15 protein-coding genes are annotated in these 24,164 nt (G+C 39.8%); 6 read left to right on the top strand and 9 right to left on the bottom strand.

All coding sequences use genetic code 11. The features are described 5' to 3' along the window. Positions 1-242 precede the first annotated feature (242 nt). Entirely contained in the window at positions 243-806 is a 564-nt protein-coding gene (locus tag AC04QZ_RS20785; RefSeq protein ID WP_478359301.1) for a magnetosome magnetite crystal formation protein family, read from the bottom strand. 565 nt (positions 807-1,371) lie between these two features. Here AC04QZ_RS20785 and mutL point away from each other — a divergent pair. From mutL to AC04QZ_RS20815, 6 genes are all read left to right on the top strand, one after another. Continuing rightward, a complete protein-coding gene (gene mutL, locus AC04QZ_RS20790; RefSeq protein WP_478359302.1) occupies positions 1,372-3,210 on the top strand; it encodes a DNA mismatch repair endonuclease MutL in 1,839 nt (612 codons plus the stop codon). Positions 3,211-3,511: 301 nt separating this feature from the next. Continuing rightward, positions 3,512-4,243, top strand: coding sequence for a rhomboid family intramembrane serine protease (locus tag AC04QZ_RS20795; RefSeq protein WP_086547789.1), 732 nt, complete (start codon positions 3,512-3,514; stop codon positions 4,241-4,243). Continuing rightward, a complete protein-coding gene (locus AC04QZ_RS20800; RefSeq protein ID WP_478359303.1) occupies positions 4,236-5,090 on the top strand; it encodes a rhomboid family intramembrane serine protease in 855 nt (284 codons plus the stop codon). The genes AC04QZ_RS20795 and AC04QZ_RS20800 overlap by 8 nt, the downstream gene beginning before the upstream one ends. Further along, positions 5,090-6,202 (top strand): endonuclease/exonuclease/phosphatase family protein, encoded by a 1,113-nt coding sequence (locus AC04QZ_RS20805; protein WP_478359304.1) that lies wholly within the window; start codon positions 5,090-5,092, stop codon positions 6,200-6,202. The genes AC04QZ_RS20800 and AC04QZ_RS20805 overlap by 1 nt, the downstream gene beginning before the upstream one ends. Before the next feature lie 172 nt (positions 6,203-6,374). Further along, entirely contained in the window at positions 6,375-7,007 is a 633-nt protein-coding gene (locus AC04QZ_RS20810) for a nitroreductase family protein (protein WP_086547792.1), read from the top strand. A gap of 461 nt (positions 7,008-7,468) precedes the next feature. Then, positions 7,469-10,195, top strand: a complete 2,727-nt coding sequence (locus AC04QZ_RS20815) for a carboxypeptidase regulatory-like domain-containing protein (protein ID WP_478359305.1) — start codon at positions 7,469-7,471, stop codon at positions 10,193-10,195. Between the two features lie 278 nt (positions 10,196-10,473). Here the strand turns inward: AC04QZ_RS20815 and AC04QZ_RS20820 are convergent, their stop codons facing one another. From AC04QZ_RS20820 to AC04QZ_RS20855, 8 genes are all read right to left on the bottom strand, one after another. Next, entirely contained in the window at positions 10,474-11,433 is a 960-nt protein-coding gene (locus AC04QZ_RS20820; protein WP_478359306.1) for a 2-hydroxyacid dehydrogenase, read from the bottom strand. Between the two features lie 62 nt (positions 11,434-11,495). Beyond that, positions 11,496-12,305 carry a DUF4249 domain-containing protein gene (locus AC04QZ_RS20825; protein WP_478359307.1) on the bottom strand — a complete coding sequence of 270 codons (810 nt, stop codon included), beginning with the start codon at positions 12,303-12,305 and terminating at the stop codon, positions 11,496-11,498. 4 nt (positions 12,306-12,309) lie between these two features. Beyond that, the gene (locus AC04QZ_RS20830) at positions 12,310-14,634 is read right to left on the bottom strand and encodes a TonB-dependent receptor (RefSeq protein WP_478359308.1); all 2,325 of its coding nucleotides are present in this window, start codon (positions 14,632-14,634) and stop codon (positions 12,310-12,312) included. Positions 14,635-14,730: 96 nt separating this feature from the next. Beyond that, complete coding sequence (locus tag AC04QZ_RS20835) at positions 14,731-15,930, bottom strand: multiheme c-type cytochrome (RefSeq protein WP_478359309.1); 1,200 nt, start codon at positions 15,928-15,930, stop codon at positions 14,731-14,733. A gap of 15 nt (positions 15,931-15,945) precedes the next feature. Beyond that, positions 15,946-17,697: a cellulase family glycosylhydrolase gene (locus tag AC04QZ_RS20840; RefSeq protein WP_478359310.1), complete on the bottom strand. Its 1,752-nt coding sequence runs from the start codon at positions 17,695-17,697 to the stop codon at positions 15,946-15,948. A gap of 25 nt (positions 17,698-17,722) precedes the next feature. Further along, complete coding sequence (locus AC04QZ_RS20845) at positions 17,723-19,129, bottom strand: glycoside hydrolase family 30 protein (RefSeq protein ID WP_478359311.1); 1,407 nt, start codon at positions 19,127-19,129, stop codon at positions 17,723-17,725. Positions 19,130-19,221: 92 nt separating this feature from the next. Further along, positions 19,222-20,751 carry a RagB/SusD family nutrient uptake outer membrane protein gene (locus tag AC04QZ_RS20850; protein WP_478359312.1) on the bottom strand — a complete coding sequence of 510 codons (1,530 nt, stop codon included), beginning with the start codon at positions 20,749-20,751 and terminating at the stop codon, positions 19,222-19,224. Between the two features lie 13 nt (positions 20,752-20,764). Then, the gene (locus tag AC04QZ_RS20855; protein ID WP_478359313.1) at positions 20,765-23,935 is read right to left on the bottom strand and encodes a SusC/RagA family TonB-linked outer membrane protein; all 3,171 of its coding nucleotides are present in this window, start codon (positions 23,933-23,935) and stop codon (positions 20,765-20,767) included. Positions 23,936-24,164: the final 229 nt, after the last annotated feature.

Below are 24,164 nucleotides of genomic sequence, written 5' to 3' on the forward strand. Positions count from 1 at the left end.
GCACCGAAAGTACAGATTTCGTTCTCTTATTTTTTTTGCCACGGAAGCACGGAAACACGGATTTTTAATTTACGCCTTGACTTGTGTTATCACAGACAACCTCAATAACAACATTTTTGCGTAATAGATCCTGAAACAAGTTCAGGATGACGACTCTTCGTAACCACACTCGCCTGGTCTTAGCGTCCCGCTAAGACTCTTTTGCAATAAAGCGATTATTTTACCACTCACAGACCACAAGCTTAAAAAAAAGGAATTGCGGGTATATAAATTACCTCTTTCATGTTCTTACTCCGAAAGGTATTAAATAAAATAAGTGCAAAATTTAAGGCGTAAAAACTATAAAGAATGATTAGAAAAGTATAAACACTAAAAAATCCTCCAAGATGCATCACTTTAACCAACATGAATAAAGCATAAAAAAAAGATACTGCCAATGTCCATGTGGCCTGAAAATTAAGCAATTTTTTACCAGTTTCATTTAGCTTTTCATCTCCATTACGTTTAAAATACCATAAAATTAAAGGCACAATAAAACCCAATATTGGATAGATGATAAAACTTAGGGCCGATAGATTTAAAAGAGGAATCAAATAAGTCTGCTCTTTTTCAATCTGGCTGGTTAACTCCATTGGTTTCAAATTAAAAACCTGGGCCAACCTTTTTAAAGTATCTCCTCTTGCTTCGGTTTCATTTTGTTCAATACGCTGAATAGTCCGCAAGCTTAATTGTGTTTGCCTTGCGAGTTCCTCCTGACTAAAGCCATGCTGGCTTCTTAGCGCTTTTACCTTATCTGATAATCTCATAGTTTTTAACGATTGCGTTGAACAAATGTAAGGGATCGCGTTTACATTCAACTGCGACTTATTTGCGTCATTTCAATGCCAATCTCATGCAAAATGAATTAATTTGCCCCCGTTTGAGGAACATACCTACGTTTTTCAGCCCTTAACAATCTTTTTAATACATCCGAGTTACCGTTTAGCACCTCTGAGAAACTTTTAAATACCAAGAGAGCACCTTTTCATATCTATGAGAATGGTCACCAGGTTTAGAATGCCAGCCCTTTATCAAATAAACCCGATGGAAGCGGTTCCGATCCTTCATCGGAATTAGCGGACAGCGGGACTACCCGAACCGACTGGCACTGGAACCTGCTTTTCAAAAAAATGAAATAAGAAACTGAAATATAAGCAATTAATTCGTCCTTAAACAGATTCTTTACGGCACTCCGCATGACAACTCAAGAAAAACAAGCTTACCAGGCAATTAATTCTATTTAGCTACAGTCATTTACATGTTGAGTTTTAAACAAATCGGGTTCTTTAAGCTTATTTTGCATAATTTAGCGAATTCACTTTGCCATAATACATGACTGATATTATTCACTTATTGCCTGATGCTGTTGCCAATCAAATTGCTGCCGGAGAAGTTGTTCAACGACCTGCCTCAGCGGTAAAGGAATTGCTCGAAAATTCGATAGATGCCGGCGCAGATAAAATTCAACTGGTAGTAAAAGATGCCGGTAAGGCACTGATTCAGATTATAGATAACGGCTGTGGAATGAGCGTTACCGATGCCAGAATGTGTTTCGAACGCCACGCCACCTCGAAAGTAAAAAAAGCAGAAGATTTATTTGCCATCCGCACTATGGGTTTCCGTGGTGAGGCCATGGCTTCTATTGCGGCTATTTCGCAGGTAGAAATGAAAACCCGCAGGCATGAAGATGAAATTGGCACCTGCATTTCAATAGAAGGTGCACAGGTAACCAATCAGGAACCCGTTGCCACCTCAGCTGGGACACAGATTTCGATTAAAAACCTATTTTTTAATACGCCAGCCAGAAGAAACTTCCTTAAAAGTAATCCGGTTGAAATGCGCCATATTCTGGATGAATTTCAACGCGTAGCACTGGCACATCCGGGTGTGTTTTTTAGTCTGCACCATGATGGAACCGAGATTTTTAACCTGCCAAAAGGCAATTTAAAACAGCGCATTGTCCACCTTTTTGGCAATAATTATAACGAACGTTTGGTTCCTGTTGAAGAGGAAACGACCATTATTAACCTCAAAGGATATATTGGCAAGCCTGCTTTTGCAAAGAAAACCAGGGGCGAACAGTTCTTTTTTGTGAATAACCGCTTCATTAAAGATCCTTATTTAAACCATGCGGTAAGCTCTGCTTTTGAAGAGCTACTGCCTGATGATAGTTATCCACTCTATGTACTGTTTATTGAGATCGATCCGTCGAAAATCGATGTAAACGTACATCCTACTAAAACAGAGATTAAATATCTGGACGAAAAGTCGATTTATGCCATCATGAAATCGGCCGTAAAACGTTCCATTGGCCGGTATAACATTGCACCAACTTTAGATTTTGATCAGGAAACTGGTTTTAGCAATATGATTACCCATAAAGCGGTTGAAGATATTGTACCACCCAGCATTAATTTCAATCCTGATTTTAATCCTTTTGCCAGCGATAGCAGTTCTACATCTGGTTATGCTACTTCACCGAGAAATTATGAAGCCAAACCGAGTGCTAAAAACTGGGGCTCGCTTTACGAAATAACAGAACAGCCAATTGTGGAGCAAACCTCTATTTATGCGGATGAAACTGTTTTAGAAACCAAGCAAAAGCAGTATATGCAATTGCACAACCGTTATATTGTTTCGCAGATTAAGTCGGGATTAATGGTAATTGACCAGCAAATGGCGCATGAGCGGATCCTTTACGAACGTTTTCTCGTACATCTGGATGACCGCAAAGGTGCATCGCAGCAGAGTTTATTTCCACAAACCATTACACTTAATGCCAACGATTTTGAACTGGCCAAAAGTTTACTGGATGATATAAAAAGTTTAGGCTTCGATGTACGGGAATTTGGTAAAAATACGTTGGTAGTAGAAGGTGTTCCGGTGGACCTGGGTAGCAGTAACATTAACGAAACACAGTTATTTGAACAATTGATTGAGGGCTTTAAAAACTCGCAACAAGAATTAAAACTAAGCAAACGCGACAGCCTTGCCAGGAGTTTAGCTAAAAACAGTGCCATTAAAGCAGGAACAAGCCTTGGCCAGGAAGAAATGAATACCTTGATTGATGAACTTTTTGCCTGTAAAACACCTAACTTTAGCGTGAGTGGTAAACCGATTATCCAAACCATTACTTTGGCAGAACTGGATAAGAAGTTTGAGAAGGGATAGAAAAGTCGGAGGTCGGAAGACTAAAGAGAAAAAGTCGGAGGTCAGGGGTCGGAAGACCGAAGATTGATTGGCATAGCAAAAGTTGAAGCCAACTAAACAGTTAACCAGTTTAAACAATTAACCCGGTTAAGCGTTTGGAGTTGGGCGTTTGGAGTATTAAGCTGGAATTCAGGAGAAGTCTGGCGATTAACGGTCATACAAAACTTAGATGCCCTTAGGTTTCTGAGGTGGTAAAAAAATTTGGAGTTAGGCGTTTAGCGTCGATTAACCCTTTTAAAAAATAACCGATTTTTAAAATTAAATGAATAACATATATATTCCACCAGTAGTAAAAAACCTACTGATTATTAACATCTTATTTTTCGTGGCTAGCTACCTGCTAACAACGCTCCACCTTGATGATCGGTTAGCAGTATATTATTTTGATTCTCCGAAGTTTGAGTTATGGCAGCCGATTAGCTATATGTTTATGCACGGTGGTATAGCACACATCTTTTTTAACATGTTTGCATTGTATTCCTTTGGAAGTTTGTTAGAATCGAGATGGGGAGGCAAAAAATTTATTATCTTTTATTTTATTACCGGATTAGGAGCACTTGCATTACAATGGGCCGTACAAGCTTACGAAGTACACCAGATTATCGGTAGTGCCACTAATAACGGAAAGATAAATCTTACCGCATTATTTCAGGGAGAGTTTAATACACAACAACTTTCAATGGCACAGGCGGTTACGTTACGCAGCATTTATTTCGGCGGCATGGTTGGTGCCTCTGGTGCTATTTTTGGTTTACTGGTGGCCTTTGGCATGCTTTATCCAAATGCCGAGCTGCTAATTATGTTTATTCCGGTTCCGGTAAAAGCAAAATATATTATACCAATTTATATTTTAGTAGAGTTATCTTTGGGTGTTGCCCAGTTTGAGGGCGATTCTATTGCCCATTATGCCCACCTTGGGGGCGCTTTAATTGGCTTTATACTGGTTAAAATATGGAAAGACAAAAACGATACATTTTATACACTCTATGAATAATACTTTCAAAGATTTAAAATACAAGGTTTTTCAATCGGGCAACCCATTGTTCTTTTACATTGGGATTAATGTGATCCTCTTTTTAATTATCGCTGTTATTGGGGTATTTAGCAAGCTAAGTGGCCAAGGTAACACGGTTGATTTATTTGTAAGCGATTATTTAGGTTTACCTGCCAGTATTTCAAAATTACCTGAGCGATTTTATACCATATTTACCTATATGTTTATTCATGACGGGATTCTTCATATCCTGTTCAATATGCTTGGTTTATTCTGGTTCGGCAACATCTTTATGAATTTCTTAAAAAGCCGTCAGTTTCATTTTGTTTACCTGGCAGGTGGTTTATTTGGAGGTTTATTTGCTGTTGCCGCATTAAATATATTTCCGCTTTATGCCAGCGGATTAGCAGGCGTAACCATTGTAGGGGCATCTGCCGCAGTAATGGCCATTATTTTTGCCGCAGCAACGCTGGTACCGAATTACACCATCATGTTACTTTTCTTTGGTGAGGTTAAAATTAAGTGGATTGCCATTGTCTATTTCATCCTCGATTTTATTGCCATCGGATCAGTAAATGCAGGTGGAAGTTTAGCCCATATTGGTGGTGCACTTTTAGGATTCACCTTTATTAAAAGTTTGCAAAGCGGAAGAGACTGGAGCAAAATTTTTGAGCGCAAACCGAAACTAAAAGTAGTTCGGAATGAGAAACCGGTTAAAAAACCCGAATTTAAAGGCGGTGTTTCTCAGCAGGAAATAGATGCCATTTTAGACAAAATATCAACCTCAGGATACGATAAATTAACGGCGGTAGAAAAAGAAAAACTATTTAAGGCAAGTAAAGATTAATGGCCACAAAAAAAAAGAAATATAGTTTTATGGATAAACTCCTTTTGCCTATTGCTGTTGCATTGGCAATTGCGATGCTTTTGGGGGTTCTCGCCGGTAATATGGATCCAAGAGCGCACACCATTATTGCTTTTTTCGGACTGGCCTACCCTTTTGTTTTATTTGCTAATATTATCTTTCTGGTTTGGTGGTTTTTAAGCAAAAAATGGGTTTTCGCAATCGCCACCATTTTAATTATTGCGCTTGGTGCTAAAACGTTAAAGGCCACCTTTGCCATTGGAGGTGATGAAGGTGGCGTAGAAAAACCAGAAAACAGCATCAGAATGATGACTTATAACGTGCATAGTTTTAAATTATACGGCCAGGACAATACCGAATCGGTAAAAGAAAAAATGCTTCAGGTGGTTAAAGACCAAAATCCCGATATTATCTGTTTTCAGGAATTTTTCACCCGTTATAAAGGCGCATTTGACACGGTTGACAGCTTAAAAGCACTTTTGAATACAAAATACTACTACTTCGTACCAACCAATAAAAATGATTACGAAGCCACTGGCTTAGCCATATTCTCTAAATTCCCGATTAAAGATTCTGGTAAAATCCCTTTTGTTGAAGGTTTGGCTGGTAACATGAGTATTTACACCGATTTAAACATTAAAGGAAAAACCCTGAGGGTTTACAATGTACATTTTCAATCCATATCTTTCGAAAAACAGGATTACGAATACCTGGATAAGGTGAAGGAAATGAATACCGAACTCCAGCCATCTAAACGGATTTTAAGAATGCTGAAAAGTGCTTTTTTGAAACGTAGCGGTCAGGTAGATATTATGAAGAAGGAGATGGCCACCTGTAAAACGCCTTACCTCATTGCAGGCGATTTTAATGATACGCCAGCATCTTACGTGGTTACTCAAATTACTGCCGGATTAAACAACAGCTTTATTAAAAAGGGAAACGGGTTTGGCAAAACCTATAATGGCAAATTCCCTAATTTTCAGATCGATTATATTGCCACCTCTAAAGAACTGGAAGTATTAAATTACAAAATTACCCAGGCCAAATTATCCGACCACTTCCCGGTACGCAGCGATTTGAGGTTTGTACCTTAATTTCTATTAAATATTCCCGTTGACTGAAGTCAACGGCTAAGAAAAATCCCTCCTTACCGTTCCCTTCAGTCAACCGAGACCAGGCAAAAAATTTTCTTACCATACATCAACATTAGACTTACCGCTTATCTGCATATTTGCCCTATAAAATTTAAAAATAATCTTCAAAAATATGAGCTTAATAGATGCCCTAAACTGGCGTTATGCCGTTAAGAAAATGAACGGTCAACCTGTTGAACAAGAAAAGGTTGACAAAATTATTGCTGCAGCACATTTGGCACCAACATCATCAGGTTTACAGCCATTTAAAGTTATCGTGGTAACCAACCAGGAGTTAAAAGAGAAAATTGCACCGATTGCTTTTAACCAGTCGCAGGTGATCGATTCTTCTCACCTATTGATTTTTGCCGCTAACGAAAACTATACAGAAGAAGGTATTGATGCCGTTTTCAGCAGAATGAATGCGGAGCGTGGCTTACCAGAAAGCGGAACTGATGCATACAAAGCACAGTTAAAGGGTATGATCTTATCCAGAACTGCAGAAGAAAACTTTAACCATGCAGCCCGTCAGGCTTATATCGGTTTTGGTATTGCTATTGCAGAAGCCGCTTTGTTAAAAGTTGATGCTACTCCAATGGAAGGCTTTAATGGTCCGGCTTTAGATGAACTTTTAGGTTTAGATAAAAAAGGTCTAAAAAGTGTTACCCTATTGCCTTTAGGGAATAGAGACGAAGCCGGCGACTGGCTGGTAAACCTTAAAAAGGTACGTTCACCTAAAGAAGAATTCTTAATCGAGTTTAAATAACAGGCAAACAACATCATAATTTAAAACCGGCCGCTAAAATAGCGGCCGGTTTTGTTTTAGAACATATTTTGATGACGGCTTCCAATGTATCGTCCTGCTGAACTTGTTTCAGCATCCTTATCGGTTGTTTTAAGATCCTGAAACGAGTTCAGGACGACGGTATGCAGAGTATTAAAGAGACCCGCATTTGTAATGTGGCTATCAACTATTTTCGTGGCGATAAAATCGCCCTTCTTCTCCCATCCTCGTTACAAACGAGGACGATGATAGCGAGAACCACATCTGTAATGTGGCTATCAACTATTTCGTGGTGATAAAATCGCCCTTCTCTCCCCATCTTCGTTACAAACGAGAACAATGAACATTGGATTTTTTGTAAAAAAATGTTAAACATCATCACATTTTATGTGCTCTATTTATAATTGGATATATTTACGGGCTTAGCATTTAATATCCAATCCATGAAGATTTTTAGATTATCGTTTATAATACTTTCACTTTTATCAGCACTAAGTTTTTCTTCTTCGGCCCAAACCGATACCATCAGCATAAACAGCATCATTACCAAAACGAATAAGGTATTGAGCGATTATCCTGCTGAAAAGATTTATCTTCATTTTGACAAACCATATTACGCGGTAGCCGATACCGTTTGGTTTAAAGCCTACGTTACCGAAAACCAGAATTTCTTATCTGCAATTAGTAAAATCATTTATGTGGATGTGATTAACCAGAAAGATTCGCTTATCCAGACCTTAAAATTACCCATTACAGGTGGTTTTGCCTATGGCAGCTTCCCTTTAGATCAGATCAACTATAAACAAGGAAATTACCACATCAGGGCGTATACCTTATGGATGCTTAACACTGAAGATCCGGCTTATTTTAACAAGACTTTTTATGTGGGAGAAGCAATCGACAAGGAAGTAAAAACCCATATCACTTATAAAAATACCTCTACCGATAAGTTAGAAAAAATTGATGCACGCGTACAATTTAAAGATGCCAACAATAAACCCTACGCCAATAAAAATGTAAGCTGGCAAGTGGTAACGAGTTATACGGTTATTGCCAAAGGAAGGGGCACAACAGATGCCAGCGGTTATTTAACAATAGCCATGAGCAATGCACAAAAGGCAGAATATCAATTACAAAAAGGCGAACTGATTACCAGCATTAATACCACCGATAAAGATGTGGCCAACAGTAGCTTTCAGCTTAAAAACGCGATCGTAAGCAAAGATTTTCAATTTTTCCCCGAAGGCGGAAGTTTAATTGCCGGCCTAAGCAACAAAGTAGCCTTTAAAGCTATTAAAAGTGATGGTTTAGGCATTAACTCAAAAGGCACGGTAACTGATAATGATGGCAAAACTGTAGCTACTTTTACTGCGCAGCATTTAGGGATGGGTAGTTTCAGCTTATTGGCGGAAAACGGAAAAACCTACAAAGCGGCAGTTACCTATGCCGACGGTAGCACTCAAAATTATAATTTGCCTGCAGTTGCTGCAAATGGCGTTGCGGTAAATATAGATAACAGCAGTGCAGATAATATAGCCATAAAAATTGCAGCAAATGATGCTTTCTTTGAGCAAAACCAAGGTAAAAAGCTTTATTTAATTGCGCAGAGTAAAGGTGTAATCTGCTATGGTGCCCAAACCGCATTATCAAATAAAGAATACAATACCACCGTACTTAAATCTAAATTCCCGAATGGAATTGCTCAATTTACCCTGTTTAATGAATTTGGTAAACCACTAAGTGAGCGATTGGTTTTTGTTCAGCATAAAAACACCATGGCAGTAGCCTTAACCAGTGCTGCCACCACCTACGGAATTAAGAAAAAGGTTAAAATAAATGTGGCGGCTAAAAAAGATGGCGCTCCGGTAGAAGGTAGCTTCTCGGTAGCTGTTGTAGATGAGTCGAAGGTTCCATCAAACGAAGATGCAACCAGTACCATATTAACAGGACTATTATTAAGCAGCGATGTTAAAGGTTATATCGAAAAAGCAAATTATTACTTTAATGCACCCGATGCGAAGAAAAATGCAGATTTAGATGTATTGTTGCTTACCCAGGGCTATCGCAGTTTTAAATACACTGATATTATTGCCAATAAATTACCTAAAATTGATTTCTTACCCGAACAAGGCATCGAAATTTCGGGTATTTTAAGACAGAATAATGGCATCCCGGTTAGAAAAGGAGCATTGTTATTATCCATTCCCGACAAACGTTTTAATTTAGAAGCGACCACAGATCCTGTAGGGAATTTTAAATTCCAAAACCTGATGTTTAACGACTCATCTAAAGTTACCATTACGGCTAAGTACAATGTAAACTATAAAAACATGACCTTAAGCTTAAATGGTGCGCCAGTGCCTACACTAACCAGAAACTTTAGTGCAGCTGAGGAGGTTTTAAATATTGATAGTGCGCTAACCAGTTATTTAGATAACAGCAAAAGACAATATGCTTATTTACATACTTTGAAAGACGTAAATATTAAAGCGGCGGTAATTCCGAAAGTCAGCCATAAAGATTACCCGGCCTTAAGTGGACTGAGCCAAATGGCCGACCATGAAGTGAGCGGCGATAGACTAAAAGGTTGCGGTTTACTGATTAACTGTTTACAGGGCATGTTACCGGGTGTAACCTTTGTGGATAATAATTTCTATGTGACGAGAGATTATAACCAGGGTAAAAAGATCCCCATGGGAATTTTTATTAACGGGATGAATGTTGACGTAAACCAGATTAATACTTTAGATGCTAACCAGCTCGAATCTGTTGAAGTGTTCTTAAGAGATGATTTAGGCCTGGTAAACCGTGCAAATAATGTAAACGGGGTAATTGTATTCAATCAAAAGAAAGCGCCTAAAGGAACTAAAATATCTAAAGCGCAGTTGATGGATATGTTACCAAAATACTATGAGCTAACCTTTTCACCACAGGGTTACAACAAAGAAAAACAATTCTATTCTCCAAAATATGATGTGCCTGCCAGCACGAACCGCAACGATTTAAGAACCACCATTTATTGGAATCCAAAAGTTGTTACTGATGCAACCGGTAATGCTTCGTTCGAATATTATAACGCAGATGGTAAAGGCCAGTATAAAGTAATTATTGAAGGAATAGATGCCAACGGAAATTTAGGAAGATCGGTATTTAAGTATCTGGTTAAGTAGAGGGGTGATGTGAAATGTAAGATGGATTATGGAGTAAAAATATAATGCTAATGGCTGAAATGGAAAATGTAAGATGGATGATGGAATAAAAACATAATGCCAATGGCTGAAATGGAAAATGTAAGATGGATGATGGAATAAAAACATAATGCCAATGGCTTAATAATGGAAAATGTAAGATGGATGACGGAATTTTAACTATCGATTAGCCCCTCATCCACCTTACATTCTTACCCCTTACATTTTACATCATCCATCTTCCTCTGCCATCATCCATCCTAAACTACCTCAAATGGTAGCTTCTCGCCTTCCAATCCTGCCACAATATTCTTAACAATAATCTGGGCCATAGCTGCCCGGGTTTCTTCGGTAGCCGAGCCAATGTGTGGTAAAACAGCAACATTTTCCATTGACAGCAAAGGATTATTTTTATCCATCGGTTCGGGGTTCGTTACGTCCAAACCTGCTCCCCATATCATTTTCTCTTCTAAAGCCTTGATCAAATCCTTTTCGTTATGGATAGCACCTCTGGCCGTATTAATGAAAATTGAATTGGCTTTCATCTGCTTAAAAACATCAAGTGTAAATTTATCCTTGGTTTCGGGGGTTAGTGCGGTATGGACAGAGAGCACATCGCTTTGTGCCAAAAGCGTTTCGAAGGATACATACTTTGCACCGATTTCTTTTTCAGCTTCTTCGTTACGCGATCTGTTGTGATAAATTACCGGCATTTGATAAGCACCTATACATTTTTTGGCCATCTCCAGTCCAATTTTCCCCAGGCCAAAAATCCCAAGGGTTTTGCCGTTCACCTCAATCCCGAGTTCGGGTGTGGGCTCATAGTTTTTCCACTCGCCTTTAATGATTTTTTTGTGTGCGAAAAAGGCCTTCCGCGATACCGCAAGCATTAATAAAAAAGCAGTATCGGCAGTTGCTCCGCTCAAAACCCCAGGGGTATTCCCAATCGGGATATTCAGTTTTTTGGCTGCAGTTACATCTACCTGATCGTAACCTACAGAGTGCAGTGCAATCACCTTTAAATGGCTACAGGCTTTTAAAAATTCAGCATTAATTTTATTCGGACCCACGCTGATTAAGGCATCCTGATCCTGGCAGGCCGCTATCAGTTCTTCGGCTGTAATCTGCCGGTTTTCTTTCCATTGGGTGATAGTTATATTGTTTTCTTCCAGTTCTTTTATTCCAACTGAAGCGATGTTGCCACTTATAAATACTTTCATGATTTATTTAACACTAAAAATTACCAGGTGTTTTTAATCATTTAAACTACCACCAAATCATTTTATTTAACGGTGGCCGTAATTACCTGATAAGTATTTGCACTAAAGTAGCCCAAAGCCTGATTGGAGATATTTGAAGTTGGGTTGGCCGGAGTGGTACCCTGGTTTGGCCCACGGTTAGATTGCTGACTCAAAGCATACCAATAATCGAAAATATTCGAATCGATACACTCCATTTCTATTTTAATCTTATCGTTCGAATTCAACTCATCACTGTCGTGATCGTTGGTAGGTGGTTTAAAAAATAACTGAATCCTTAAGTCGTTTCCATTTGTTAAACGATCGTTATTTACATAAAAACGCTCTGATAAAATATCATTAACATACAGGTTGAAATGATAAAAATTGGTTTCGTTAGCCGGATCTTTAAAGAATACCGCAGCGGTTTTACGCTCTCTCCCAAAGAAAAAGTTTTTGATCACCCCTATCGAATCCATTTTAACCACATTGGGCATTTTCGAACTGGCCGTGTAAGTTTGTCCTTCGGCAGTAACATTTAAATTATAAGTAACGCCGGGTACACCCTTCATCTTGTTAATATAAGTGCCGGGGGTGCCAGCTTCTTTAAATACAAAAATATTTCCCTTACTATCGGTAACCGTAACTGAAGCACCCGAAACTTTCGGAAAAATATTGGTTTCGGTGTAACCGATGGTTTTGCTGATCTTAATCTGCTGATCGATCAGCGAATCGTTAATTCTACCTTCAATTACCAGCTGAGGATCGGCATTTTCCGTATCAATTTCAATAATTTTCTTACAACCTGTTAAACAGAAAGCAAACAGCGAAAAGTATATAATCAGTTTTTTCATCCTTTTAAAATTTAAAGTTCCAGGTAATTGATGGAATAAGACCGAATAACGAGGTTTGCTGTGCAGCAGTTTTGCCTGGATGATCCGGATCGGTAATAAACTCAATGGCGTAAGGATTTTTTCGGGCCAGCAAATTATAGATACCAAAATTCCAGCTCGACTGGTATTTCTTCCTCACCTTTCCTTCTAAAGTTGCACTCACATCTAAGCGCATGTTGTAAGGCATACGCCCCGCATTTCTTTGCGTATAATAGTAGGCCATTTGTCCGCCAACGCTATATTTTCCTGCAGGATAGGTTACGGCATTACCTGTGCTGTAAATAAAGCTTGAAGAGAAAGTCCACCGTTTGTTCATGTTGTAAATACCAACCACTGAGATATCATGTGTACGGTCCTGCCTTGCCGGAAAATATTTACCATCATTAAGTTCTGTAAACTTACGCTCCGTGCGCGATAAGGTATAACCCACCCAACCGTTCAGCTTGCCAAATTTTTTCTTAAAAAACAACTCCATTCCATAAGCCCTGCCTACTCCGTATAAAAGTTCTGATTCTACATTGGAGTTGGCTAATAATTCAGCTGCATTTTTATAGTCGATCTGATTCTTAAGCCACTTATAATAAATCTCTCCTGAGAGTTCATAATTGTTATCCTGGATATTTTTAAAATAACCCAAAGCCACCTGGTCGGCTATTTCGGGCTTGATATTATTGCTGCTCAACACATACTGATCGGTTGGCGAACTAGAAGTGGCGTTAGTTAAAATATGTACATTTTGTGTATTGCGGTTGTAGGAAGCCTTAATCGAATTTTCTTCATTAAACAGATAACTCACCGAAAAACGTGGCTCGAGATTAAAGTAATTTTTATGGAATTTACCCTTAGCTACATTTTCAGTCGATACGATATTTCCATCAGCATCATAGGTGCTAAAATTACCAGGACCCATTAAAGAAAAAGCCGCCAAACGCACACCATATAGAAAGTTTAAATGTTCGTTTACCGCCCACTCATCGGAAATATAAGCAGCCGATTCGATCCCGTAACGCCTTTCCTGTGTAAGCGAATTCACCTGCGATGCTTCATCGCTGTCGATATCGATCGGAGAGATGCGGTGTTGTGTGGCATTTACCCCAAAACGAAGGGTATGTTTATTGCTGAAATACTGAAAATCTTCTTTAAAGTTAAAATCGCGTACCAATGAGGTGGCCTTAAAATTGGTGGCATCATTTAGCAAGCGAACGGTATAATTATAGTTATTGTAAATTAACGAGGTATTGGAAAACAAACGGTCGTTAAAAATATGGTTTAAGCGGATGGTAGTGGTTACATTCCCCCAGTTGTTCTCAAACAGGTCTTTAACACCGATATTATCTTTACCGAAATAGCCGGAAATGTAAATGGTATTTTTATCATTGATTTTATAATTCGCCTTGGCATTAATATCGTAAAAATTTAAGGTACTGCCGTTAACAGATGAATCTGGCGAAGCCCTTAAAAACAGATCGATGTAAGTCCTGCGGAAACTCACCATAAAGGAACCCCGGTCTTTTACAATCGGTCCTTCTGCTTTTAAACGCGAAGCAATTAAACCAATGCCACCCTGAAATTTAAACTCTTTATTATTCCCATCATCCATTTTAACATCTAAAACCGACGATAAACGACCCCCATATTGTGCAGGCATGCCACCTTTGTATAAACTTACATCTTTTATGGCATCGGCATTAAAAGTAGAGAAAAAGCCAAGTAAGTGTGATGAGTTATACACGACAGCCTCATCCAGAATAATTAGATTCTGATCGGCGGCACCGCCACGAACATAAAAACCTGTATTCCCTTCACCGCCTGATTTTACGCCGGGCAACAGCTGGATGGTTTTTAAGATATCCTTTTCGCCAAGCAGCACCGGGATAGAATTAAGCGATTTCATATCAATCCTTTCCAGGCCCATCTGTGCACTTTTAACGTTGTCGTTTTTACGGTTATTGGCACTTACCGTCACTTCGTCTAAATCGTTTGCACTCTTTAATTCCTCATTTAACTTGGTATCTTTTGTTAGATTGATGGTTTTAACAACGGATGTATAACCCGTATAACTTATCGCCACGGTATAGGTACCTTCGGTTTGTGTTAATGCAAAATAACCATAATTATTGGTTAAGGTTGCAGCTGTAGAAGCGCCGGAAATCCTTACCGTTGCACCAATTAATGTTTCGCCTGTACCTGCATCGCGAATGGTACCGCTAAGGGTAATTTTTTTTTGAGCAAAAATAGTTGTGGAGAGAAAAAGAAGGGAGAATAAAGCTAAGTAGTATTTTATGAGCATATCGGCTACTATCTAATTTTTAAGGTGGAAACCAAATGTACGAAATCCCAGCCCTATTAATGGGTAACGGTGAATTTCTTAATACAAGTTTGGTTTTTACTTATTAATAACGGGATAAATGGCAATATGGTGTGAGCGTAACCGGTATGGACTTAAATGATCTTTACCCGCCTGCTGAAAGCTGATCAATTTTGAAGATTCTTTAGGCATATGACAGTCGATACAATTACTACTGAGCGCTCCTTTTGCTAAAGTGATTTTGCTGTGATTGGTGCTTTTGTGGCAATTAATACAACGCTGCGAGTAAAGGCTTAAATTCCCTTTAATATTTTCGTGTGAATTGTGGCACGATTGGCAAGTCATGTTTTCGCTTTTCCGATAACAATTACTTCCCTGTAACATGGCGCTTTGATTACCGTGTACATCAATATTACCTCCACCAAAACCTGTAAAATCCTGCGAATAATAGGCATCCAGATCGTCGCCGGGCTGGAAACCGAATACAGATCGCTGTGCCACCAAAGTATTGCCCGAATGACAAACGGCGCAAACATCCATTTTCTGTTTACGCGTAAGTGTTTTAAACAGGGTGATGAATTTTGCTGTCTTTTCTTCGGGATTTTCCATATGGAACACCACGTGCTGTTTGCCTGGACCATGACAGCGCTCGCAATCTATACCATAAATGATAGAACCTTTCTCCATTTCCTCATCTTTTGAAAAAGTAGATGTTTGAGTGAGCTTAATATCTACATAGGAAGCATGACATTCCAGACAGCGGCTGGTTATCGCCCGGTCATAATAAAAGCTTTCTTTCGGAAAACCAGGACTGATGGCCCAATTCTGAATGGCAGAAAAGTACGATAAAGGCAATTCATACAATTTCTTTCCCTGCCAATAAGCATAAGTAAAAGCCTTTTCGCCCGAGCCGAATTCGATATCGAATTTTTGGGAACGAACTGCTTGGCCATCCTGATAAGCCACCTGAAAAATACCACTATCTCTTTTTTCGATCACCACTTTTTGGTGTGCGCTGAATAAAAAGCTGTTCGAATCGGGTGCAAAAACCTTTAACAATTGTGCATCTACCACAGGTTTAGAGGTAAGTCCGTGCGCACTATGCGCATAAGACTGTGATAAATCTTTATGGCATTTCACACAGGTCGCCGCTCCGGTATAGGCCTCACCCCTTACATCTACGGGTAATTGATCAGCCACATTCATACATCTCGACAGCACGATGATTGCAACGGCAATTGCCCCTAAAATAAACAGGATACGTTTTGCGCCTTTCAAGATGATGTTTTGTTTTTATTTTACGAATTGAATATAACCAAAATTATAACCGCCTGCAGCGGTTAAAATCTTAATTTTTTGTTTACCTGCTTTTAAAGCGACCTTTTTAACCTCAAAAGTGCTAAACTTTTTAGGGTCTCCGGTATTCGGGATCACAATATCCTGGGCAACTTTTTTACCATCAACAATAATGTTAACCCTGCCTGCGGCATTATCGGCTGCAGCATTTATTTTTAACGTGTAGGTTCCTTTTTGCGACACATTTATGGTGTACTGTAACCACTCTCCTTTTTCGATATGGTTTACATAATACTTTTCGTACTGTGTAGAATCTTTTGCAATATCTACACCATCATTCCGGTAAATCCGGCCGCGGTTACCTGCACTTCGTTTTCCGGTTGAGGTATGGTAATCGGCTGTATCTGTATCAAAGTAAGCTTTGCCATTTTTACCTAAATCGTAATCTACAGCATAAATTATACTTTTATTTTTAATTAAACTGGTCTTGAAAGGTTTGGTTTCATTACTAAAGGGCTGGAGGATCATGGCATCGATCACATCGTGGTGGATGATGGTGTTTTCTAATCTCGAATAAATAGCCAGCTCCATTAAACCGCTGTACACATTGCTATCTTTAGGCTTATTTCCACCGTTATTCAGGTACTTTACCAGTGCATCATAATTAGGATTGGATTTAATTTCCATCGGGTTGTTGCCGCCGATTTTTTTCAATGGCCACCAGGACCAGCCGATATTATTTTTTTCTAAAAGATGGATGGCATCCGTAAACCAAACATTCGAATTTTCGCCCGTTTCGCCCAGCCAAACCGGAACATTCTGTTCATCTCTGGCTTTAATAATATGGGCTATTGAAGCCTGATCATTATAATTCCAGTATTTATGGTAACTCAGCACCATGTTTTTATCCCAAAGCGGGAAAATACCATTGTAATTATTCCCCCAGCCATTTCCTTCGATAATAATGATGTGTTTTTGATCAACTTCACGGATGGCTTTGGTAATCTCGACCATTAACTTACGCAAAGGCGCATTCACTTTTTCTTTCGTTCCGTTTTTATCTTCTTCAGGATTGGTGAAACCATAATTAGGCTCATTCAAAATGTCGTATGCACCAATGTAAGGTTCATCTTTATATCGTTCGGCCAGTTTTTTCCAAAGTGCTATGGTTTTTTCCTGGTTAGCCTCACTATCCCATAAATACGGTTTGGAGGGATCACGGTCGGCGATGTTTAGATCATTTCCTTGTCCGCCGGGTGCAGCATGTAAATCTAAAATGAGGTACATGTTATTGGCCTTACACCAGGATAACAGACTATCGGTTAAAGCAAAGCCTTTTTCCAGCCAGGTATTTTTACCGGCAACAGGTTCTTTATCTACCGGCAAGGTATACAGATTGTAATGCATAGGGAGACGGATGGAATTAAAGCCCCAGCGTTTCATCGAATCGACATCGATTTTACGCATGTGATTAGCCAGCCAGGCATCGTAAAACTCCTGGGTTTGTTTTGGGCCCATCAATTCTTCTATGCGCTCGCGAATCCGATACTGTTGTGCCTCTTTATTGATTTTGAGCATATAACCCTCCTGCAACATCCAGCCACCTAAACCAAAACCACGGAGTAAAACATTCTCCCCTTTTTGGTTCACTATTCTTTTACCATCGGCTTTTAAAAAACCCTGACTAAACCCTGTAAACGAAACGGTACTGAGCAGAAAAATATATAATATCGATTTTGTGAAAGACATAAAAATAAGATTAGGTTTTAGAGAATTACCAGATATAAGTGGCTACAGATCCTTTATCGAGTGTTGCGACGAGCATTTTGCCATTAAAACCAATGTTAAAGGTATTGGCGTTTTTTCCACTATTGGCTACAATTAAAACATGTTTACCATCTGGGGTTTTAAAGGCAACATTGGGCAGATCGGTCAAATCATTTGTAGCTACCCGAACAGCACCTGGCCGTACAAATTTAGAAGCATGCGCAATGGAATAATAAGCCAGGTTCCTGCTATAGGTATCTTGATCAATCGTTACTGCACCCTGGCACATCGAACAACCGCCCCTGTCGGTATAAGGTTTATTTTCAGGATCGGCAGCTAAATTCCATTCAAGCACATTTTTGCTCCAGTTACGGGTAGCCCCGATAATTAAGCGTCTAACGGGATTCACAATTTTAATATCTGTAGCATCTGGCTGTTCTACGACCATTTGCTCCGAGAAATAAATATTCTTATCAGGATGGGCATTGTGCACATCACTTAAAGCTTCGATCTTTCCCCCGTACAAATGAAAGGCAGATCCATCGATATATTTTTTGGCTTCAGGATCATCTAAAATGCTAATCGGGTAATCGGGCCGGTCGGCATTATGGTCATAAACAATAATTTTGGTTTTGATATTGGCCTTGGCAAAGGCAGGGCCTAAGAATTTTTTTACAAAAAGTGCCTGATCTGGTGCAACCATCAGCAAGCTAGGGTTATTCCCGGGGTGCAAAGGTTCATTTTGAACGGTAACCGCATCAATAGGGATTCCTTCTTTTTGCATTTCCTGTACATACCGCACAAAATATCTGGCGTAAGCATCGTAGTATTCGGGTTTTAACATCCCGCCACGGGCATCGTAAGTGGTTTTCATCCATAAGGGGGGAGACCATGGCGAACCCATAATTTTTAGCTTTGGGTTTATGGCCAGGATTTCCTTCATTACCGGAATCACATCCACCTTATCGGGGCCCAGGTCAAATTTAGCCTGCGTTAAATCGGTTTGTCCTTCGGGAAGGTCGTTATACGAAAATACTTTTTCATTTAAATCGGAAGCGCCAATGCTTAGCCTGATGTAACTTACCCCAATGTTGTTTCCATCAGTAGCAAATAATTCTTTGAGTAAGGCAGCCCTGGCCTGTGCAGACATTTTAATGATATGTTGTGCACTTCCACCGGTTAAAGCATAACCAAAACCATCGATAGTTTGATAGGTTTCTTTATCGTTTACGGTAATGCTTGGCCAATTGTTTTTTGTAGCCGTAAAACTTAAAGCGGCTGCCTGCCTGGCGAATAAAACAGACCGATCTGCTTTGGTCAGCCAAACTTCAGGCTGGTTTTGGGCAATAACAGCAAAGGAAGGAAAGGTAAAAACAGCAATAATATAAAGGCGAAACGCTTTGGTAGAAAGCATAGATAAATGATAATCAGATTAAAAAAAACAGGAAGAAAGATTTCGCTTTCTCCCTGTTAACAATTAAACATTAAGCGTGCATAGATGAGATTTTATTTGGTACCACCCCATTCTTTATTCTGCTCGATTTTGGTGTTATTCAATTCGCCTTGCGGAATAGGAAAAACTTCGTGACGACCAGCAATGAAACCTTTCGAAGCCAATGTTGCAGCAGCTTTGCCCCAACGTACAAGGTCAGGAAAACGCTGGCCTTCGCCTGCTAGTTCCAATCTTCTTTCTTTTTCAATGTTGGCCTGTGTTACGGCAACCGGATTTAGTCCTACCCTTGCACGAACGGCATTAAGCAAAGCATAAGCCCTTGAACCTGCCCCTACTGCCGCACCGGCATTCATCAAAGCTTCAGCCTCCATTAAATAAGTATCGGCCAAACGGATTTCGTATTCATCTATTCCGAAATTTAACTCTGGTGTATTTGCGGCTGCCTGGGTAGTTAAGCCCATGTACTTGGCAAAGAAATACCCTGTGTTATTGTACCCGGCAGTGTACTTGGCAATACCATTAGTTTGCAAACTATCTAAGTTGGCTACCGTGGCCGCATTTCTCGGATCGAAATGGATGAAATCAAAAAAGGCTTTTGTAAATACAAGGAAACTATAGCCGCTAAAATAATCAGGAGCAGTAGAAACCGTTTTACTGTATCCACGTGGGCCCGTTGTGATGGATAATAAATTGCCTTCGCTATTACCGGCTGCAGACCAGTTACCGTTAGATTTATTGCTGTGCACAAACTCTATAATGGCTTCTGAATTGAATTTATTGCTTGGTTTCCACAAATCACCAAAATTAGGAATAAGCTTGTAGCCATAAACCGAAGGTGAAACACCAGGTGCAGTGCCGTTTACCACAGCAAACTGATCTGCAGCTGCCTGCCATTTTTTCTGGTACAATAAAACCTTGCCCAGTAAGGCCTGTGCAGCGCCTTTAGTTAAGCGGCCACCTTCTGTAGCAGCCGGAACTGTATTTGGCAATCCTGGAATGGCATCAGCAAGATCTTTCTCTACATAAGCATACACTGCAGCTGGTGCAGCCTGAACAACATTGTATAAATCTTTTGGATCAACCGTGCCTTCTATAATTGGCACATTTTTAAAGAAGGTAACCAGATCGAAATAAAACGCTGCACGCATGGCTTTGGCTTCGGCAATATACCTTGCTTTTAAGGTCGCATCCATCGGGATATCTACAATTTTTTGCAGCAGAACATTCACTCTATAAATTCCGCTATATCCTCTGCTCCAAAGGTAACCCTGAGGACCTGTGCTGGCATTAAGTGTATAGGTTTGCATAACCTGCAAATCGTTAATATCACTTGGGCCGCCCCCACCTGCAAGCTGATCATCGCCTGCAACACTCATGACAGCCGATTTATCGTACAAGCCACCTGATTGGTAAGCAAACCTATCGTATATGGCCACCAAACCCGTAAAGGCATCGGCTTGTGTTTTATAATAATTATCTAAAGTTATACGGTCCTGCGGATTTACTTCCAAATCCTTTTTGCACGAACCCAACGATACAGAAAGTACAAATGCTGTAAAGTATAAAAAATTCTTTTTCATCATGATTTAAATTATATTAAAATCCAACATTTAAGCCAAACAAAAATGCCCTTGCCTGTGGATAAGCACCACGATCAATACCGTATTGTGCACCACCACCAGAATCGGCAGTTACGCCCAATTCAGGATCGTAACCCGTGTATTTGGTTATCGTAAATAAGTTTTCTGCAAGCACATAAACCCGAAGTTTTTTCATGCCCCATTTGCTAATGATGTTTTTAGGCAATGAGTAACCCAGTTGCATGGTTCTTAACCTGAAGAAATTACCACTTTCCAGATACAGGTTAGTAAATTTAGAGTAGTTACCATTTGGATCGCCATCAACAATGCGTGGAAGGGATGCTCCGGTATTACTTGGGGTCCATGCATCTAAATATTTGCTTTGGTAATTTGCTGTAGCAATATCTAACCTTCTTAAGCCCTGAAAAATTTGATTGCCGCCCGAACCACTGCCGAAAGCAGTAAAATCGAAGTTTTTGTAACCTAGATTAATCGTGATACCATAACTTACGGTTGGGTTTGGATTACCTAAATAAGTACGGTCATCAGGATTGATGATGTTATCGTTAGTTAAGTTGGCAAATTTTAAATCACCAGGTTTTGCATTGGGTTGTAATTTGGTTACACCATCAGCTCCAAAATAACTGTCTACTTCGGCCTGACTTTGGAAAATACCCAAAGACTGGTAACCATAATATTGCTGGTAAGGCAGATTTAAACCTGTTCTGGTAATGTTTCCAAAATTCTGGAAGGTTGCGCTATTATCTTCTAAGAAAAGGTTGCCGGGAAGTAACTGCGTAACTTTGTTTTTGTAAAACGAAATGTTTCCGTTTACACCAAAATCTAACTGACCGATTTTATTTCTATAGCCCAACTCAATCTCCAAGCCCCTGTTTTGGATATCTGCCACGTTTTGCGCAAAACTTCCGTAACCAGCATATCCCGGTATTGGTGGGTTTTGTAAAATACCCGTGGTTTTCTTATCATAAATATCAACGGTTAAGGTTAAGTTCTTGAATAGCGTTGCATCGATACCAATATCTGCCTGACGGGTTTCTTCCCACTTCAGATCAGGATTGGCCGGAGCACCTGGGCTATACCCTACATAAACGGTTTCATTTGTAGAACCAAATACGTAATTACGATCTCCTCCTGCCCCTACAATTGGGATATAAGGAAAATCGCCAATACCATCATTTCCGGTAATACCATAACTTCCACGAATTTTCAGGAAGGTTAGCACATCATTTTTAGGGAAGAAGTTTTCTAAAGTAGGTACCCATCCTATTGAACCTGAAGGGAAGTAACCGAATTTATTATTACCTCCAAACCTTGATGATCCATCACGTCTGATTAAGGCAGAAAACAGATATTTCTCACCATAGTTATACTGGATTCTCGAAAAAAGTGAGTTGATTCTATGATCGGTACCATCGCCACCGCTACTGTTTGTTCTATCGGCAGGCAAGGCATTGTACCTGAAAGATGCTTCATCGAAAGTTTTTGCAGGTACATTATTGTACACTACAGTTGCCCTGCGCTGGTTGCCATCTTTATACTCACCATGACCCAATAGGAAGGTGAAATTATGTTTATCTATCACCTTATTGTACGAGATCGTATTCTCCAGATTCCAGTTAATTACATAGGTATTCTCTCTTGATAACGAAGATTGGTTAATAGGTGTTGAAGTATTGTAATAGGCTATCGGGGTAAATGAGTTACTTCCATAAAAAGCCATTTTTGTACCCAACGATGAACGAATGTGCAGACCTTTTATAGGTTCCAAATCGGCAAAAACATTACCTACAATGTTATGGTCGTAGCCATAGTTCCCTAATCTGTTCTGGATCATAGCCAGAGGGTTCTTCATTTCCTGTAGTACATACGGCGAGATCCCAAAAAGTTGCCCATCACCATTTCTGGTTGCTGCAGCATTTTGTACCGGATTGCCTGTAGCCGAAGGGAAAAAAGCCGATTGTGAAGCCGGATCTGTAATAATAGAAGGCGTAATCGGATCTAAATTAATTGCCGAACTTAATACGCCACCAAACTCACGGTTAGTCTCACCAATACCACTGTTAACCCCGTGGCTATAACCTAAATTTTCGCCAAATGTTACACCTTTAATGGGCTTGAATGAGGTATTGATACGCACATTTGCCCTGTTAAATTTAGAAATAGGTGTTGCTACAATCCCCTTAATATCGGTATAACCAAAAGAGGTAAAATAAGTTGCTTTCTCACTTCCTCCAGATACGCTAAACTCATGGCTTTGCTTCGGAGCACTATTGTTAAAAATCAAATCCTGCCAATCTGTACCCGCACCTAATGCTGCAGGATTGGCAAATGCCGGGGCTTTACCTGCACTAACAAGTGCCTGGTTACGCAAAGTTGCATATTGTGTAGCATCCAACAAGTCTAATCTTTTAGCTGGCGCCTGTGTGCCGTAATAACCGCTGTAGTTAATGTTCAGCGTACCTGCCTTACCTTTTTTGGTGGTTACCAAAATAACACCCGCAGCAGCACGTGTTCCGTAAATGGCGGCAGAAGCACCATCTTTAAGTACCTCGATTGATTCGATATCATCCTGGTTTAAATAGCCAATACCACCTGCATCAATCACCACACCATCAATTACCCAAAGCGGATCGTTTTTGCTATTACCAAAAGAAGTAAAACCTCTTAAACGTACGGTTGAGCTTGAACCTGGCTGGCCAGACGTTGCCGCAATGGTTAAACCTGAGGTTCTGCCCTGTAATGATTGCTCGATACGAACCACAGGTTGATTTTCTAAATCTGAAGCCTTAACGCTAGAAATTGCTCCCGTTACCACACTTTTCTTTTGGGTACCATAACCCACCACCACTACTTCTGTTAAATCTTTCGAATCGGCTGTAAGCGATACATTAATACGGCCGCCTGCCGGAATAGTTACCGTTTGTGGCGCCATACCAATTAAACTGATGGTTAATTTGCCTCCAACAGGTGCCTGAATGCTAAAAACACCATTGGCATCAGTAGATGCCGCCCTGGTAGTTCCATCGAGCTTAACTGTTACACCCGGTAAAGGGCTACCATTTTGTTCTGTTACTTTTCCTGTAACCGGAATATCTTGTGCCATTAAGGCCAGCGGAAATGCCATGATACAGTAAATGAAGAATACGAATGTAAATCTTCCTCTCATAGAAATTAGTTTTAAGTTAATATTTGGTTAGTTAATGACCGGGGCTCTTGGTAGCCCGTTTCATAAATCAAATCTATAGCGGTGCAGTGCAATAGAACAATTTGGCGCTACTACACAAACCATACAGAAGCCCTCAATTAACCTAAAAAACAGAATTTTAGGCCTACATAAGCCCTACAAGGAAAATACAAGATAACTGAATATCAGACACTTAATTGGTTTTAACAAA

This window comes from Pedobacter folensis (genome assembly GCF_056490665.1).